The sequence below is a fragment of the Streptomyces sp. NPDC030995 genome, from assembly GCF_055571215.1.
The window spans coordinates 111,900-128,929 of sequence record NZ_JBVIFS010000021.1 but is presented as its reverse complement, the minus strand read 5'-3'; the positions used below and the strand labels follow the sequence as shown (position 1 = coordinate 128,929).

15 protein-coding genes and 1 riboswitch are annotated in these 17,030 nt (G+C 71.5%); of the genes, 1 reads left to right on the top strand and 14 read right to left on the bottom strand.

Annotated features, from left to right (window positions below):
- Positions 1-106: 106 nt before the first annotated feature.
- From ACZ45T_RS27485 to ACZ45T_RS27470, 4 genes are all read right to left on the bottom strand, one after another.
- The gene (locus ACZ45T_RS27485; RefSeq protein WP_468445795.1) at positions 107-331 is read right to left on the bottom strand and encodes a hypothetical protein; all 225 of its coding nucleotides are present in this window, start codon (positions 329-331) and stop codon (positions 107-109) included.
- Between the two features lie 32 nt (positions 332-363).
- Positions 364-1,563 (bottom strand): MBL fold metallo-hydrolase, encoded by a 1,200-nt coding sequence (locus ACZ45T_RS27480; protein ID WP_468445793.1) that lies wholly within the window; start codon positions 1,561-1,563, stop codon positions 364-366.
- Between the two features lie 154 nt (positions 1,564-1,717).
- Complete coding sequence (locus ACZ45T_RS27475) at positions 1,718-2,512, bottom strand: SGNH/GDSL hydrolase family protein (RefSeq protein ID WP_468445791.1); 795 nt, start codon at positions 2,510-2,512, stop codon at positions 1,718-1,720.
- Positions 2,513-2,665: 153 nt separating this feature from the next.
- A complete protein-coding gene (locus ACZ45T_RS27470) occupies positions 2,666-3,610 on the bottom strand; it encodes a M23 family metallopeptidase (protein WP_468445789.1) in 945 nt (314 codons plus the stop codon).
- A 3-nt stretch (positions 3,611-3,613) separates the two neighbouring features.
- A riboswitch (cyclic di-AMP (ydaO/yuaA leader) is annotated at positions 3,614-3,788 on the bottom strand.
- Positions 3,789-4,112: 324 nt separating this feature from the next.
- Between ACZ45T_RS27470 and ACZ45T_RS27465 the strand changes: the two genes are divergently transcribed.
- On the top strand, positions 4,113-4,904 hold the full coding sequence (locus ACZ45T_RS27465) for a tyrosine-protein phosphatase (RefSeq protein ID WP_468445787.1): 792 nt from the start codon (positions 4,113-4,115) through the stop codon (positions 4,902-4,904).
- Between the two features lie 19 nt (positions 4,905-4,923).
- Here the strand turns inward: ACZ45T_RS27465 and ACZ45T_RS27460 are convergent, their stop codons facing one another.
- The 10 genes from ACZ45T_RS27460 to ACZ45T_RS27415 all read right to left on the bottom strand — a co-directional run bounded on the left by ACZ45T_RS27460 (position 4,924) and on the right by ACZ45T_RS27415 (position 16,964).
- Positions 4,924-6,327 carry an aspartate aminotransferase family protein gene (locus tag ACZ45T_RS27460; RefSeq protein ID WP_468445785.1) on the bottom strand — a complete coding sequence of 468 codons (1,404 nt, stop codon included), beginning with the start codon at positions 6,325-6,327 and terminating at the stop codon, positions 4,924-4,926.
- Positions 6,324-7,355 (bottom strand): adenosyl-hopene transferase HpnH, encoded by a 1,032-nt coding sequence (hpnH, locus tag ACZ45T_RS27455; protein ID WP_468445783.1) that lies wholly within the window; start codon positions 7,353-7,355, stop codon positions 6,324-6,326. The genes ACZ45T_RS27460 and hpnH overlap by 4 nt, the downstream gene beginning before the upstream one ends.
- Before the next feature lie 5 nt (positions 7,356-7,360).
- Positions 7,361-8,029 carry a phosphorylase family protein gene (locus tag ACZ45T_RS27450; RefSeq protein WP_468445781.1) on the bottom strand — a complete coding sequence of 223 codons (669 nt, stop codon included), beginning with the start codon at positions 8,027-8,029 and terminating at the stop codon, positions 7,361-7,363.
- On the bottom strand, positions 8,029-10,149 hold the full coding sequence (gene shc / locus ACZ45T_RS27445) for a squalene--hopene cyclase (RefSeq protein ID WP_468445779.1): 2,121 nt from the start codon (positions 10,147-10,149) through the stop codon (positions 8,029-8,031). Before shc ends, ACZ45T_RS27450 begins: the two co-directional genes overlap by 1 nt.
- A gap of 120 nt (positions 10,150-10,269) precedes the next feature.
- Positions 10,270-11,421 (bottom strand): polyprenyl synthetase family protein, encoded by a 1,152-nt coding sequence (locus ACZ45T_RS27440; RefSeq protein WP_468445777.1) that lies wholly within the window; start codon positions 11,419-11,421, stop codon positions 10,270-10,272.
- Positions 11,418-12,797 carry a hydroxysqualene dehydroxylase HpnE gene (hpnE, locus tag ACZ45T_RS27435; RefSeq protein WP_468445775.1) on the bottom strand — a complete coding sequence of 460 codons (1,380 nt, stop codon included), beginning with the start codon at positions 12,795-12,797 and terminating at the stop codon, positions 11,418-11,420. Before hpnE ends, ACZ45T_RS27440 begins: the two co-directional genes overlap by 4 nt.
- Positions 12,798-12,939: 142 nt before the next feature.
- Positions 12,940-13,902: a presqualene diphosphate synthase HpnD gene (hpnD, locus tag ACZ45T_RS27430; protein WP_468445773.1), complete on the bottom strand. Its 963-nt coding sequence runs from the start codon at positions 13,900-13,902 to the stop codon at positions 12,940-12,942.
- Positions 13,899-14,801 (bottom strand): squalene synthase HpnC, encoded by a 903-nt coding sequence (gene hpnC, locus ACZ45T_RS27425; RefSeq protein ID WP_468445815.1) that lies wholly within the window; start codon positions 14,799-14,801, stop codon positions 13,899-13,901. The genes hpnD and hpnC overlap by 4 nt, the downstream gene beginning before the upstream one ends.
- 458 nt (positions 14,802-15,259) lie before the next feature.
- Entirely contained in the window at positions 15,260-16,042 is a 783-nt protein-coding gene (locus ACZ45T_RS27420; RefSeq protein WP_468445772.1) for an ABC transporter ATP-binding protein, read from the bottom strand.
- A complete protein-coding gene (locus ACZ45T_RS27415; protein ID WP_468445770.1) occupies positions 16,035-16,964 on the bottom strand; it encodes an ABC transporter permease in 930 nt (309 codons plus the stop codon). Before ACZ45T_RS27415 ends, ACZ45T_RS27420 begins: the two co-directional genes overlap by 8 nt.
- Positions 16,965-17,030: the final 66 nt, after the last annotated feature.

The following is a 17,030-nucleotide window of genomic DNA, read 5'->3' as shown; positions in this document are numbered from 1 at the left end:
GCAACCCCGGCCCTTCGTCTGGACGAAGACAGCCGACGAGATCCTCGACAAAGTCGCCGCCTACTGCCACCGAATCTCTGACTCAGGTCACTAGGTGACTGGCGCCCTACAGCAGGTTGCGCGCCGCGAAGTCGTCGACTTCATCCCACGTGATGAACGAACACGCGCCCGTGCTCAGATCGACGGCGATCGGCAGGTTTCCTGCGAGGCGCATGTCGTCCTTCCCGCGGTCCAGGTAGTCCGCGTGGTCGTACGGCGCGATGAGCCGTCCCTGCTCGACGAAGCAGGACTCTGGGATGATCCGTAGTGGCCTGGTCCAGTCTTGGGCCACGGTCGTCCGAGCCGTCCGGCAGTCGGCCCTTCTTACGAGCCCACCGCCTCCGGCTCCTCCCGGATCGCGGGACCGGGCCCCTCCGCCGCGACCGCGCGGGCCGGCTCGGCGGGCAGCGCGGGGCCGCCCGCCACGAAGGGGCGCCACCACGGGCTCGCCGGGGCCGCGGCGGTGCCCGGCTCGAACGGCTGGCCCGGGATCGGCAGCGCGATCGCCGCTCCGGCGCCCTCGGCAGCGGCCAGGGTGCCCTCGCCCGGCTCGTCCCACGGGTGCAGGGCCAGGTTGAAGGTGCCCCAGTGGATCGGCAGCATCGTGCCGTGCGGGGTGCCGCCCTGCAGGTCGAGGTGGGCGCGCATGCCCTCCTCGGGGGTCATGTGGATGTCGGGCCAGTACTCCGAGTACGCGCCGATCTGGATCATCGTGGCGTCGAAGGGCCCGTGCTCCGCGCCGATCTCCTTGAAGCCGGGGAAGTAGCCGGTGTCCCCGCTGTGGTAGATCCGGTGCTCGTCGCCCGCGACGACCCAGGAGGCCCACAGGGTGTGCTGCTGGTTGCGCAGGCCGCGTCCGCAGAAGTGCCGGGCGGGCGTCGCCGTGAGCGAGAGACCGGCGATCTTGGTGCTCTCGTTCCAGTCCAGCTCGCGCAGCCGGTCGGCCGGTACGCCCCATCGCTCCAGGTGCGCGCCGACTCCCAGCGGGACGGCGAAGACCGTGTCCGTACCGGCCAGGTCCTTGATCGTGGGCAGGTCGAGGTGGTCGTAGTGGTCGTGCGAGATGACCACGACGTCGACCTTCCCCAGCGACGCCAGCGGGACCGGCACCGGGTGCAGCCGCTTGGGGCCGGCGAAGGGGAAGGGGGAGCACCGCTCGCCCCACACCGGGTCGAACAGCACCCTGCGGCCGTCGATCTCCGCGAGCACGCTGGAGTGGCCCATCCAGGTCAGCCGCAGACCGCTCGCGGGCGGCTTCGCCAGCTCCGCCAGGGTCGTCGGGTACACGGGGATCGGTGCGGCGGGACTGCGCCGCGCCCGCTGCTCCCGGTGGAAGTAGATCTTGGCGAACTCCGCCATCGACCCCGAGGGTCTGTTCCGGGCCCCGAGCGGGTTCTGGAAGACGCCGTCGGCGAAGTTCGGCGAGCGGCGGATCCGCTCCAGCCGGGCGCCGGACGGGTCCGCGCCGAAGGCTTCGGGCCGCAGGGCACGCAGCCGCGGACGCAGGGGACGGGAGCCGGTCAAAGCGCCTCCTGGGAGGGTGGGGTCAGGGGTGGTCGTCGCTCTACGACCATCCCAACGCACACCGGCCCCGAAGGATTCCGCTTGTGGCCCCCGACCCCGGCCGCCTCCCCCGCCCCGGCCCGCGACCGCGCCCCCGCGTCCCCCGTCCCGCCTCCTACAGCGGCAGCAGGTCCGGCCGCTTCGCCTCCACGTGGTCCCCGGAGGACTCCCCGCGCAGCCGCCGACCGATCCACGGCACGAGGTGGTCGCGGGCCCACTGGATGTTGTCCCGGGTCACGTCCACCGATCCGCGCGGCCGCTGCGGCGGCCACGGCTGGTCGGGGTCGGTCGGGACGTCCAGCCCGAGCACCTGCCCGGCGCGCAGCGCGACCCGCGTGTGCCCCTCGGGCGACAGGTGCAGCCGGTCGGCGTCCCAGGCCCGCCGGTCCTGTACGGACTTCAGCGACCAGAGGTCGAGCACCGGGCAGTCGTAGCGGTCGGCGATGGCGCGCACGTGCGCGCTGTACGTCGCCACCTTGCCCCGGAGGTGCTTGAGCACCGGCACACCGCGGGTGTCGAAGCCGGTGGTGATCATGACCTGGCCGACGGCTCCGGCGAGGTCGGCCACGGCCGCCTCGAACCGTTCCGCCACGTCGTCCGGGTCGCTGCCGGGCCGGATGATGTCGTTGCCTCCCGCGCAGAAGGTGACGAGGTCCGGCGCGAGGGCCTTGGCCCTCGGGAGCTGGTCGGCCACGATCTGGTCGAGGAGCTTGCCGCGCACCGCGAGATTCGCATACCGGAAGTCGTGTTCTTCGCGCTGATCGGCCAGGAGCACGGCGAGCCGGTCCGCCCAGCCGAGAAATGAATCCCCGGGTCCCGGGTCCCCCACGCCTTCGGTGAAGCTGTCCCCGATCGCCGCGTACGAGCCGATGGTCTTGAGTTTCGTCGTCGTCGCTGCCACGGGACACATCCTTCACTCCCGTAACCAACCTACGCCAACGTAATGAGGGGTTGACGGGCCGTGATCTATACCACCCGCGGGATAAGGAATATGTACACGTGAGGCCGGGACCCCCCTCGGGTCCCGGCCTCACGCGTGTCCCTGCGCCGACGGCGGGTGCCGTCAGAGGCTCGCGCCCTTCGAGCGGAGGTAGGCGATCGGGTCGATGTCGGAGCCGTAGGACGGGCCCGTACGGATCTCGAAGTGGAGGTGCGGGCCGGTCGAGTTGCCGGTGGAGCCGGAGAGGCCGATGCTCTGGCCGGCGGTGACGCTCTGGCCGACCGAGACCGAGAGCTGGGAAAGGTGGCCGTACTGCGAGTAGTTGCCGTCCGCGTGCCGGATGATGACCTCGTTGCCGTACGCGCCGGCCCAGCCGGCGGAGACCACGGTGCCCGCGCCGACCGCCTTGACGGTGGTGCCGGAGCTCGCGATGAAGTCGACGCCGGTGTGGTAGCCGGAGGACCACATGCTGCCCGCGACCTTGTACTGGGTGGAGATCCCGCCGCTCACCGGCGCCACGAAGGAAGAGGCCGACTGCTGCTGGGCGGCGGGCGCCTCGGCGGCGGCCTCCTGCTGCGCCGGGGCGGCCTTCGCGGCCGGCTTCGGGGCGGCCTTCGAAGCGGGCTTCGGGGCCGGCTTCTGGGACGGCTTCTGAGCCGGAGCGGACTCGGCCGGAGCCGCCTCACCCGCACCACCGAGGTTCAGCTTCAGGCCAGGGTGGATCAGCGACGGGTCGCTGCCGACCGCCTCGCGGTTGTCGGCGTAGAGCTGCTCCCAGCCACCCGACAGGTGGCGCTCGGCGGCGATCTTGGAGAGGTAGTCGCCCGGCACGACCGTGTACACGGTCGGCGCGGCGACCGCGGCCTGGAGCGAGACCGGGACCTGCGGGGCCACCACGGGGGCCACGGTGGTGACGGCGGTCGTCGCGGCGGCCGGGGCACCGGCCGCATGAGCGCCGGCGGTGCCCATCAGCGGCAGCGCGAGGGCAGCGCCACCGGTGCCGGCGACGGCGAAACCGCGCGATATCGAGAGGGACTTGGGACGGCGGTGCTTACCCTTTGCAGGCATGGCGCATTTCCTCTCCGGCGCCTGCGAGGTGAGCTGTCGGGTTCGGACTGGAGATGTCCGGCCGCACATGAACGGAACATGTACGGCTTCACCCCTAGCCGTCCCGGCTCGAAGATCCGGGACAGCGGCTTACCTGGTTCCCCCGCTCCTGCCGCGCGTGAATAGTCGGGTGCGGTTTCCGGGCGGCGGCAGGATTCGGCGATCCACCCGGATCGATCGCGAACGTAATCCCAAAAGGCCACGCCGAACAAGCCATGAATTCCCTGACGGAATAACAGGGATGAGGGTCCGCCGGAATTCCGGTCACCCTCTGTCCATTCCGCACCGCCAACAACCGTTCCGACGCGGCCATTCGGCTTTCGTGATCAGGCACTCACGGTCACCGTATGATCTGGCTCACGGGGACGTGCCCGATCTCGCCTCCGCTGATGGCAAGTTATCGCCAAGTAGTGTAATTCGGACAGAGCACCCACAACGAGCACGACGAAGCGGAGGAGTTCCCTTGACCCAGCAGATACAGGAGCCGGAGTTGTCCGGAGTGCGCAATTTCCGCGATGTGGGCGGATTGCCGACTTCTGACGGACGAAGGGTCAGGACGGGACGACTGTTCCGAAGCGGACATCTCGCGCATGCCACCGAAACCGATGCAGACTTTCTCGGTTCGCTCGGCCTCCACACCGTCTTCGACTTCCGCAACGGCGCCGACCACGCGCTGGAGGGCCAGGACGTGGAACTGCCCGGCGTGCGGAACGTCAACATCCCGCTCTCGGATCCGGCCGACGGCCGCGAGTTCTGGAAGATGGTCCGCGACGGCGACGTCGAGCAGCTCCGCTCGATCCTGGGCGACGGGAAGGCCGCGGCCCGGATGGCGAACTCGTACCGCGGGATGATCAAGAACCGCACCGCCGAGCACAGCCGGGTCCTGCACGCCCTCGCCGAGGACAGCGTCCCGGCCCTCCTGCACTGCGCGGCCGGCAAGGACCGGGCGGGCCTGTCGATCGCCGTCACCCTGCTCGCGCTGCGCGTCGAGCGCGAGGCGATCGTCGCGGACTACCTGGAGTCGAACGCCCCGCACCGCCGCTACCGGGTCCGCCGGAGCGACGGGTCCGCCGAGGCCCGCTCCCCCGAGGTGACGGAGCTGCTCGCCCCGCTCTTCGACGCCCGCGCCGAGTACCTGCTCGGGGCCTTCGAGACCATCGACGAGACCTGGGGCGGCGTGGACCGCTACCTGTCGCAGGGCCTCGGGCTCACACCCGAGACCCTGGGCCGTCTCCGCGAGCAGCTGCTCGACTGACGTCCGGCGCAGCGGGCGGTCAGCGGTTGCCGACCGCCTGCTTCACCAGGGTCCTGCCGAAGTCCCACATCAGCCCGGACCCGCCGTGCGCCTCGTCCATGACCTCGCGGAAGGCTCCGACGAACCGGTCGACGTCCCGCTCGTCCACGATCAGCGGCGGAATCAGCTTGATCACTTCCAGCTGGTCCCCGGAGACCTGGGTGAGGATCCGGTGCTTCTGGAGCAGCGGCACGACGACCATCTGCGCGAAGAGCCCCTTGCGGGCCGCTTGGAGCATCGTCCAGCGGCTGCGCAGCCCCAACGAGGACGGCCGGCCGAACTCGATGCCGATCATCAGACCGCGCCCCCGCACCTCGTGCAGCAGCTCGTACTCGTCCACGAGCGCCGCCAGCCGCCCGCGCAGCAGATCGCCCATCGCCCGGGCGTTGGCGACGACCTCCTCGTCCTCCATGACCGACAGCACCGCCAGCCCCGCCGCCATCGCCTGCGCGTTGGACCCGAAGCTCGCGGAGTGCACGAGCACCCGGTCCATGGACGAGTAGACCTTCTTGAAGATCCAGTCCTTGCCGAGGGTCGCGCCGACGGGCACGTAGCCGCCCGACAGCGCCTTGGCCACGCACACCAGGTCGGGCTCCACGCCCGGCTCGTGCTGGTACGCGTAGAAGTACCCGGTGCGTCCGAGGCCGGTCTGCACCTCGTCGGCGATCAGCAGAGCCTTGTGCCGGTGCAGCAGTTCCTGCGCGGCGAGCAGGAATCCGGGCGGGGCCGCGAGGACCCCCTTGCCCTGGACCGGCTCGACGATCAGGGCGGCCACGTCCCCGCGCTTCAGCTCCCGCTCCAGGGCGGCCAGATCGCCCAGCGCGATCCTCGTGTCGGGGAGCAGCGGCGCGAAGCCGTCCCGGAACCCGCCCTCCCCGTTCACCGAGAGGGAGCCGGTGGTGAGTCCGTGGAAGGCGTGGTCGCAGTAGAGGACCCGCGGTCGCCCGGTGGCGTACCGGGCGAACTTCAGGGCCGTCTCCACCGCCTCGGTGCCGCTGTTGCCGAAGAAGGCCCGGTCCAGGTGCGGGCTGTACGAGAGCAGCTTCTCGGCCAGCAGCCCGGGCAGGGGCTGGCAGTCGAAGCGGGTGAGGTCGGCGAGCTGGGCGTCCAGGACGTCGTGCAGGGCCCGGCGGACGACCGGGTGGTGCCGGCCCAGGCCCATCACCCCGAAGCCGGCCAGCATGTCGAGGTAGTCGTTGCCCTCGGCATCCCAGAAGTGGGCGCCTTCGGCCCGCTCGTAGACCTTGTCGAAGCCGATCGTGTGGAGCATCCTGGGCAGTTGGTGGTTGAGGTGCCGCGCGTGCAGCTCGTACCGTTCCGCGCCGCGCTCGGCCAGCAGCGCGGCGAGGTCGAAGCCCTTGCCCCCTCCTGACGCGGGTGTCATGCCGACTTTTCCCGGTTGCCGCCGATCGTCTCCCGGGCCGCCCGCAGGGATTCCTTGAGGGAGCCCATGGTGGCGAGGACGGCGGTGGGCTCGTAGCCGCAGTGCGCCATGCAGTTCGCGCAGCGCGGGTCCTTTCCGCGGCCGTACTTGCTCCAGTCGGTGTCGTTGATCAGTTCCCGGTACGTCGGCACGTAGCCGTCGCTCATCAGATAGCAGGGGCGCTGCCAGCCGAAGAGGGAGTAATTCGGGATGGCCCAGGCCGTGCAGGGGAAATCGGCCTTTCCTTCCAGGAAGTCCAGGAAGAGCGGGGAGTGGTTGAGCCGCCAGCGCCGCCGATTGCCGCCCGCGAAGGCCTTCCTGAAGAGTTCACGAGTCTGTTCGACGCCGAGGAAGTGCTCCTGGTCCGGAGCCTTTTCGTAGGCGTACGCGGGCGAGATCATCATCTCGTCCACCTGGAGGTCGTCATTGAGGTAGTTCAGTACCTCGATGATCGTCTGCGGGGTGTCGGTATTGAAGAAGGTGGAGTTGGTGGTCACCCGGAATCCGCGCCTCTTCGCCTCCTTGATGGCCGCGACCGCCTCGTCGAAGACGCCTTCCTTGGCCACCGACTCGTCGTGCCGCTCGCGCAGGCCGTCGATGTGCACGGCGAAGGCGAAATACGGGGACGGGGTGAACTTCTCGATCTTCTTGCGCAGCAGCATCGCGTTGGTGCAGAGGAAGACATACTTCCGCTTCGCCACCAACTGCCGGACGATCTCGTGGATCTGCGGGTGCATCAAGGGCTCGCCGCCCGCGATGGACACCATGGGCGCACCGGACTCCAGCACGGCGCCGACCGCCTGGGCGACCGGCATGCGCTGCTTGAGCACCCCGGCCGGGTGCTGGATCTTCCCGCACCCCTCACAGGCCAGGTTGCACGCGTAGAGCGGTTCCAGCTCGACGATCAGCGGGAACTTCTCGCGCTTGCGGAGCTTCTGTTCGAGAAGATACGTCCCGACCCTGATGGTCTGGCGCAGCGGCATGGCCATCTGGCTCACCTCCTGGGGAGCAGCAAAGAACGGTGCCAGTCATAAAACGCGGGCAGTACGGCACGCAGGACACGGAAGGCCGATATTCCCCCGCGAACCGTGCCGATACGGACGAGCTCATGCTCCGGAGCGTCCACGATCACCCGGACGGCCGCAACCGGACGGCTGCCGCCCCGGATCGCGGTCCGCAAGGTGGCCGCGGACTCCATGTCGACCGCGATGGCTCCGGTGGCGCGCAGGTGCGCGCGCTCCTGGCCGCGGACGACGTGGTCGGATCCGGTCAGGGCGCCGGTGTGCACGGTCCGGCCCGGGGCGGCCCGGGCCAGTGCCTCGGCGAGCAGGGCGATTCCGGTACAGCTGACGGCCCCCTCCTGATCCCGGGTCTCCTCGGCGACGACCAGGTCACCGGGGTGCATGCCCGGGACCAGCCCGGCGCAGAATCCGGTGGCCAGGACGGCGGCCCGGCCCATGCCCGGCCGCTCCAGCGCGCGGCCGACGGCCCGCTCGGCCGCGCGGGGGCCCATACCCGTACGCAGCAGGGCGTACTCATCCGGGGCGCCTCGTCCCGCACCGCGCAGCGCGAAGCGCTCGATGCGCAGGGCGCAGGCGACCAGCAGCGGGTCGGGGTTCTTCTGCGGCGCCGCCCCGGCCCGGTCCCCCCCGGCGGCGGACATCACGCTTCCCCGACGGCGGTGAACGGTTCCCCGTACAGGTAGCGGCCGAGCGCGGTCAGCGGGAACACCTGCCGGTACAGGTGGTAGTTGATGGAGAAGTCCCAGGGGAAGCCGGTGCCGGTGAAGTACGGCTCGTCCCAGGAGCCGTCCCCCTCCTGGGTCTCCACCAGGTACGCGATGCCCCGCTCGACGGCCTTGCCGTCCCGCTCGCCGGCCGACAGCAGGGCCATCAGCGCCCACGCGGTCTGCGAGGCGGTGGAGGCGCCCTTCCCCGCCCAGGACGGGTCCTTGTAGGAGCGCTGGTCCTCGCCCCACCCGCCGTCCTCGTTCTGTACGGATTCCAGCCAGCGCACGGCCCGCCGGATCGCGGGATGTCCCGCGGCCAGACCGGCGGCGGTGAGCGCCGGGACCACCGACCCGGTGCCGTAGACGTAGTTGGTGCCCCAGCGGCCGAACCAGGCGCCGCTCGGCTCCTGCTCGGCGAGCAGCCAGGCGATGCCGCGCCGGGTCCGGGCGTCGCCCGCCCGGCCCTCGAAGGCGAGCATCTCCACCACGTGGGCGGTGACGTCGGCCGAGGGCGGGTCGATGACCTCGCCGAAGTCGCAGAAGGGCAGCTTGTTCGGCAAGGGGCTGGTGTTGTCGGCGTCGAAGGCGCCCCACGCCCCGTTCTTCGACTGCATGCCGAGGTTCCAGGACACTCCGCGGGCGATGGCCGCCTCGACCCGGGACGGGTCGGGGTGCCTGATCCGGCGCAGTGCGAGGACGACCTCGGCGGTGTCGTCGATGTCGGGGTAGGTGTCGTTGTGGAACTCGAACGCCCAGCCGCCCGGGGCGAGCCCGGGCCGCCGTACCGCCCAGTCCCCGCTGCGGACGATCTCCTCGCCGAGCATCCAGTCCGCGGCCTTGACCAGCGCCGGATGGTCGGGGGGCAGGCCCGCGTCGGCCAGTGCGATGGCCGCCAGGCAGGTGTCCCAGACCGGGGACTGGCAGGCCTCGATCATCCGGGCGCCGTCCTCGCGCCACACCGCGAACCGGTCCAGGGATTCCAGTCCGGCGCGCATCACGGGGTGCCGCAGGTCGTAGCCGAGCAGGTGCAGGGCGATGACGGAGTACACGGCGGGCGGCTGGATCCCGCCCCAGCAGCCGTCGTTCTCCTGGCGTTCGACGATCCAGCGGCCGGCGGTGGCCATTGCCGCCTTGCGCAGCCGGCGCGGCGCGAACCGCCGGTAGACGTGCAGGGCCTTGTCCATCCGCTGGAAGGCGCCGTCCCAACTGGCCAGCGGGGCCGGCCGCCTGACGGGGTTCGGGACCCGCGCGTCGGCGTGCAGCTCGTCCAGGGCGAAGGGGGCGGGGCGGACGGGGCGCAGGGCGGAGACCACGGTGAGCGGGACGATGGTCTGGCGGGCCCAGCAGCCGAAGTCGTAGATGTTCAGGGGCACCCAGGGCGGCAGGAACACCAGCTCGGGCGGGAGTTCGGGCAGGTGGTCCCAGCTCCACCAGCCGAAGAGCGCGAGCCAGATCCGGGTGAAGACGCGGGCGGCGGCGATCCCGCCGTGGGCCCGGATCCAGGCCGAGGCGCGGGCCATGTGCGGGGCGTCCGGCGCGTCCCCCGCGAGGCGCAGGGCCACGTACGCCTCGATGGTGGCGGACAGTTCGGGCGGCCCGCCGTGGAAGGTGGCCCAGGTGCCGTCCTCCCGCTGTTCGCCGCGGATGAAGAGGGCGGCGGCGTGGGTCGTGGCCTCGTCCCGGATGCCGAGGAACTGCCGCAGCAGCAGGTCCTCGGCGTCCATGGTGACGTTGGTCTCCAGGGTGCCCTTCCACCAGCCCTCGGGGTCCTGGCGCTCCAGCAGGTGCCGCGTCGCGCGCGCGGCGGCCTCCTGGACCCGGTCCGGCCGGCCGCCGTCCGGCGGTTCGGGCAGACCCGCGGTGGCCCGTCCCGCGCCGGGGCCGCGCCCGGCCTGCCGGGCTTGCGGGGCCTGCGGGACTTGCGGGGCCGAAGGCGCCGGTTCCGCGGCCAGGCCGGCCGCCGGGCGGGCCGAAGGGCCGGGCTGCGGAACGCCCGGAGTGGATTCGCTGCCAGCGCCAGCGCCATCCGCGCTGCCGTCGGTCGTCGCTGTCATGGCTTCCCCTTAGAACAGTGTCCTCTGCTGTGCTGGGGTCTGCCGTCGGCCGGTGCGCGCCACCCTCAAGTGGCGGCGCCGGTCGGCGACTCGCGAGTCATATCCGCTGTCGGGTGGCGATCACCTCTTGCGCACGACGACGAAGTCGGCGAGGGCAACGAGCTGGTCGCGCACGCGCTGCGGCATGTCGACGTCGTCCAGGGCCTTGATCGCGATCGCGTGCTGGCGACGCGCCTCGTCGGCGGTCCACTGGCGGCCGCCGGCCGCCTCGATGAGCGCCGCGCGGGCCGCGAACTCCTCCTCCGAGAAGTTCTCGAAGTCGCTGCTCTTGGCATCGGCCGCGAGCAGCTCGCCGAGCTGCTCCGAGGCCTCCCCGCCGGCGGCGAGGGCCGCGACGACCGGCAGGGACTTCTTGCGCTGGCGCAGGTCGCTCCAGGTCTGCTTGCCGGTGGCCTCCGGGTCGCCCCAGATGCCGAGCAGGTCGTCGACGGCCTGGAAGGCGAGGCCGAGGTGGTAGCCGTACTCCTCCAGCTTGTCGGCCGTACGGTCGTCCGCGCCGCCGAGCACCGCGCCGATGGAGACCGCGCAGGCGAGCAGCGCCCCGGTCTTGTTGCCCTCCATCTCCAGGCACTCCTCGACGCTGACGCGCTCGCGGTGCTCGTACGAGATGTCCTGCGCCTGGCCGTCGATGAGCTTGCGGCTGGCGGTGGTCAGCCGGCGCGTCGCACGCCCCGCCTCCACGGTGCCGAGCTCCAGCAGGACCTCGTTGGCGAGGGCGAAGAGGGCGTCGCCGACGAGGATCGCGAGGGCCGGTCCGTGCACCTTCCACACCGTGTCGCGGTGGCGGCGCTGCTCGTCGCCGTCCATCAGGTCGTCGTGCAGCAGCGAGAAGTTGTGCACGAGCTCGACCGCGACGGCGCCCGGGATACCGACCTCGGCGGCGGCGCCGGCGGCTTCGGCGGAGAGCAGGGCGAGTGCGGGGCGCACGGCCTTGCCGCCGTCGCCGTCAGCCACGTTGCCCTGGGCGTCGATCCAGCCGAAGTGGTAGGCGGCGACGGTGTCCATGGGCGACGCGAGGCGGTCGACTGCGGCGCGGAGGGCGGGGGTCGACAGCGTCCGGCCGCGCTCCAGAAGGGCGATCGTGTCCGCCTTCTCCACGCCTGCTCCGGCGGTGCCCACACTGGCATCCGTGTTCTCGACAGCCGGATTCCCCGGGTTCACTGGCTCTCCTCTTGTTCCTGTACGTGCTGCGGTCGTGCTGATGGTCGTCATGCCGCCTCCTGCAGAGGGTGTACGCGGGGGCGGCCGAGCGCGGCGAGTGCGGCGTGCGCCGCGCTCAGTCCGCTCCGGACGGCGCTCTCCATGGTCGCGGGCCAACCGGTGGCAGTCCACGCACCGGCCAAGTAGAGCCCCGGCGTGTCGGTTCGCGCCCCAGGGCGCAGCCGGCCGACGCCGGGGGTGGGGGCGAAGGTGGCCGTCCGCTCCCGGGTGACGAAGAAGTCCCGTACCTTGGCGCCGCGCGCGGCGGGCAGCAGCCGCTCCAGCTCGGGCAGGTACTTGGCGCGCAGGACCGAGACGGGCTCGTCGATGTCGTCCTGGGCGACGGACTGGGACAGTGCCAGGTACTGGCCGCCGTCGGGGAGTCCGGAGGAGTCGGTGCGGTCGAAGACCCACTGCACCGGGGAGCCGAGCGCGGCGAAGAAGGGCTGCTTGAGCACCTTGCGGTCGTATACGACGTGGACGTTGAGGATCGGGGCGGTGCCGATGTCGAGGAGCTTGTCGGGGTCGGCCAGCGCCCCGGCCGGCAGCAGTCCGTGCGCCTCACGCTGCGGGACGGCGAGGACGACGGTGCCCGCGTCGAGGGTCTCGTCCTCGGTGTCCACCCGCCATGCCCCTTCGGGCGTACGGGAGATGGCCGTGACCCGGGTGCGCAGCTCGGTCCGCACGCCGGCCGCGTCGAGGGCCTTGCGGGCGAGGGTGTCGTGCAGGTCGCCCAGCGGGATGCGGGCCCAGCCGATGTCGGCGGCGCCGTTCTCGGAGAGCAGGCCGGTCTTGAAGACCATGGCGGCCAGGCCCAGCGAGGACTGCTCGGCGGTGGCGTTGAGGGTGGCGATGCCCACGAGGTCCCACAGGGCCTCGATGGTACGGGCGGACTGGCCGTAGCGGCCGAGCCAGGTCGCGAAGTCCAGGCCGTCCAGCGCCGGGTCGGCGGGGTCGAGGCGGCGCAGCGCGAGGGCGGCGCGGCCGACGCTCGCGCGCTCGGCGAGGGAGAGGTGCGGGTAGCGGGCCAGTGCCCCGGCCAGGTGCAGGGGCACGGGCAGGGCGCTGCGGCGCAGCCGTCCCAGGCGCGGGCCGCCGGGGTGGGCGACGTCGAGCACGGGTACGTCGAGCCGGTCCTGGAGCGGGGCGAGGGCGGCGCCGTCGACGCGGTCGAGGAACCACCGGTAGGCGGTGCAGCAGCGCAGGTACACGTGCTGGCCGTTGTCGACGTTGAGGTCGCCGCGCTTGAAGGAGAAGGCGAGCCCGCCGAGCCGGGGGCGGCCTTCGAGCAGGGTGACGCGCAGCCCCGCGTCGGCGAGTTCGAGGGCGGTGGTGACTCCCGCGAGTCCGCCGCCCACGACGACGGCGTGGTGGTCGCTGCCGGTCATGCACCCTCCCCCGTGATGCGGTCGCCCTGCGGGCCGGCCGCGGTGAATACGGCGAACGCGGCGGAGCCCCCCGGAAGAGACGCGGCCGCCCGCCCGGTGGTTGCCCGGGCGCGGCCCCGGTGGACGGAGCGGGTCGGGGCCATCAGGCTCGCCTCCGCGCGCTCTGGCGGGAGACGGTCCGCGCGTCCAGGCCGGAGAGGCCGCGCACGGCGACGTACGCCTTCTCGTGCGGCGGCAGCGAGACCCGGCCCCGCAGCACCGCCTCCGGCTCCCGCTCGATGCGGTCGAGGAGGCGGCGGTAGATGCCCGCCATGGCGGCCACGCAGGCGCCGCTGCGCCGGTCGAGCAGGGGCAGCAGCCGGTAGCCCTCGACGAACAGGGCCCGGGCGCGGCGGACTTCGTGGTGGACGAGCCCGGCGAAGTCGGCGCCGGCGGGTGCCCGGTCGCTGTGGAAGCCTTCCGAGCAGCCGAATTTGGCGAGGTCCTCGGCGGGCAGGTAGGTGCGGCCGTTGGCCGCGTCCTCGCGAACGTCCCGGAGGATGTTGGTGAGTTGCAGGGCGAGGCCGAGCGTGTCGGCGTACTCCCCGGCGCGTGCGGCGTCCTGCGCTCCCAGGCCCGCGGTGTTCACCGTGCCGAACACGCCGAGCGAGAGCCGCCCGATGGCACCGGCGACGCAGCGGCAGTACGTCTTGAGGTCGTCCCAGGTCTCGTAGGTCTCGCCGCGGACGTCCATCAGGACGCCGTCGATGAGTTCGTCGAGGCCGCCGAGCGGGATCGGGAAGCGGCGTGCGGCGTGGGTGAGTGCGACGGCGACCGGGTCGGTGTCGTCCTCGTCGATCTCCTCGGCGCGGATCCGCCCGAGCAGGGCGCGGGTCTCCTCCAGCCGGGCCAGCTTCACCTCGGGGGGCAGCGGGCCGTCGCCGATGTCGTCGACGCGCCGGGAGAAGGCGTACAGCGCGGACATCGCCTGCCGCTTGTCGGCGGGCAGCAGCCGGATTCCGTACGCGAAGTTGCGCGCCTGCGAACCGGTGACGGCCTCGCAGTAGCTGTAGGCCGCAAGGACGGGTGCGGACGCGTGTGTGGGGCCCTCCACGGTCGGGCTCACCCCTTTCTCGGCGCTGTGCGCAGGACGGCGGCCACCTCGCGGAGCAGGCCGCTCTTGGTGGGCTTGGGCGGGCCGGGGAGTACGTCGAAACCGGCGGCGGTGACGGCCCGCAGGGCCGCACGCCCTCCTCCCACGAAGCCGGCGAGCAGCAGCCGGAGCCTGCCGTGCACGCTGCCCACGAGCGGGGTGCCTTCGTCCAGCAGCTCGCGTGCGCGCTCGGCCTCGAACGCGACGAGGGAGCGTACGGACGCGCCGGCGGACGGGGCCGCCAGGTCGGCCTCGGCCACGTGGAAGCGCCGCATGTCCTCGGCGGGGAGGTAGATCCGGTCGCGGCCGAGGTCCTCGGCGACGTCCTGGAGGTGCTCGGCGATCTGCAGGGCGGTGCAGACGGCGTCGGAGCGGCGGATCCGCTCGGGGGTGCTGGTGCCGGTGAGGGCGAGCACCAGGCGGCCGACCGGGTTCGCGGAGAGCTCGCAGTAGGCGAGCAGGTCCCCGTAGGTCTCGTAGCGGGCGACCCGCTGGTCCTGGCGGTTGGCCTCGACGAGCCCGAGGAACGGCTCGGGGGTGAGGCCGTGGGCGCGGACCACGGGCTGGAGGGCGAGCAGCAGCGGATGCCGCGGGGGGCCGTCCGTACCGCCGAACACGCGGTGCAGGTCGGCCTCGAAGGCGTCGAGCATGGCGAGCCGGTCGTCCACGGCGGCCGGGTCGAGGCCGAGGAGCACGGCGTCGCGTCCGCCGGGGGCGAGGTCGCCGTCGCCGATGTCGTCGACGAGGCGGGCGTACCCGTAGACGGCCGTCAGTCCGTCGCGCCAGGCGCGGGGCAGGAAGGCGGGGGCGACGGGGAAGTTCTCGGCGGTGGCCTTGCCGAGGGTGGCGCGCACGTGGACGGAGTCGGCCACGTCAACGGTGTCGGTCGCGTGGACGGAGTCGGCCGCGTGGACGGAGTCGGGCAGGGGTCGGATGCCGCGCCCCGGGGTCACCGCCCGCCGCCCGGGGCGGGGACGGCCGTAGTGCCTGGGGGCCGGAGAATTCCCGTAGCCATTGCCGTCACATCTCCCGTTCTACACTGCCGACCCAATACATCCTATTTCGGACACGCCGCCCGGGTTTTCCATGGGGTACCCCATGGCCGTTCACCTGCGGGGAATCGTCCCCTCTTGGCGCGATTAAGGACCGCTTCAGCTTACGCTGTACAACGCCGTCGAGGCCTCGGGGGTATTCACTCCGCGACCGAATGTCGCCGCGTCCCGCCATCGAATGCCGCCGCGTCATGACCGAGCATGCTTCAGGCCCCCGCCGCAATGGAGCGGCAGGGGCCTGCGGGAGAGGCGCCGGAGGGCGCCGCGCGACCCGGAGGTCAGCCGTTGGACGCCTTCTCGTACGCCGAGACGACTTCCTCCGTGGGCCCGTCCATCAGGAGCTCACCCTTTTCCAGCCACAGCACCCGGTCACAGGTGTCGCGGATGGACTTGTTGTTGTGGCTGACGAGGAAGACCGTGCCGGCCTTCTGCCGCAGTTCGCGGATGCGGTTCTCCGAACGCACCTGGAAGCTGCGGTCGCCGGTGGCCAGGGCCTCGTCGATCATCAGGACGTCGTGGTCCTTGGCCGCCGCGATGGAGAAGCGCAGGCGCGCCGCCATGCCGGAGGAGTAGGTGCGCATCGGCAGGGAGATGAAGTCGCCCTTCTCGTTGATGCCCGAGAAGTCGACGATGTCCTGGTAGCGCTCCTTGATCTGCTCGCGGCTCATGCCCATCGCGAGACCACCGAGGACGATGTTCCGCTCGCCGGTCAGGTCGTTCATCAGCGCCGCGTTGACACCCAGCAGTGAGGGCTGGCCGTCCGTGTAGACCTTGCCCGCCTCGCAGGGCAGCAGCCCCGCGATGGCGCGCAGCAGGGTCGACTTGCCGGAGCCGTTGGAGCCGATCAGGCCGATCGCCTCGCCGCGGTACGCCGTGAAGGAGACCCCGCGCACGGCGTGGACCTTGCGGACGCCCGCGGACTCGCCCTTGCCCCGGCGCACTATCTTGCTGAGCGCGGCGGTGGCCGCACCCTTGCCGGCACTGCCGGTGTTGACCCGGTAGACGATGTGGACATCGTCCGCGATCACGGTGGGGACTCGCCCCTGGGTGTTCTCAGCCACGGCCGTAACGCTCCTCAGCCTTCCAGAAGTACACGAAGCCGCCGAGGCCGATCACGGCGGCCCAGCCCACGGCGAAGAGCCAGACGTGCGGAGGCAGGTTGCTGCTGCCGTAGTCGTCGATCAGAGCGAACCGGATGAGGTCCATGTAGATCGCCACCGGGTTCCACAGCAGCAGGTCGCTGATCCACTGCGGCTGCTCCTTGAGGTAGATCCCGATCGGGAACATGACCCCGGACGCGTACATCCAGGTACGCATCACGAACGGCATCAGCTGCGCCAGGTCGGGGGTCTTGGAACCCATCCGCGCGAAGATCATGGCGAGGCCGGTGTTGAAGACGAACTGCAGTGCCAGCGTCGGGACCACCAGCAGCCAGGAGAGCCGCGGGTAGTTGCCGAAGCTGATGGCGATCACGAAGACGACGATCATCGAGTACAGCAGCTGCTGGAGCTGCTGCAGCGAGAAGGACACCGGGAGGGCGGCTCGCGGGAAGTGCAGCGCCCGCACCAGCCCGAGGTTCCCGGAGATCGCCCGGACACCCGCCATCACCGAGCTCTGGGTGAAGGTGAAGACGAAGATGCCCATCATCAGGAACGGGACGTAGACGCCCGACGGCATCTCCTTGCCCGCGCCGAGGATCAGGCCGAAGATCAGCCAGTAGACGGCCGCGTTCAGCAGTGGGGTCGCCACCTGCCAGACCTGGCCGAGCTTCGCCTGGCTGTACTGCGCGACCAGCTTGGCCCGGGAGAAGGCCATGACGAAGTGGCGCCGGCCCCAGAGCTGCCGCACGTACTCGCCCAGACCGGGCCGGGCACCGCTGACGGAGAGGCCGTACTTCCTGGCGAGCTCCGCGGGGCTCAGCCTCGCGTCTTCGGACGGCGGCTTGCTCGTGGCGAGGGCGCCGTCGTGGGTTGTGTCACTCACAAGTTGAAACTTTCGTCTTCAAGATGCGGCCAGGTGGGCATCAGGCTGGTGGCGCGAGGCCCGTGA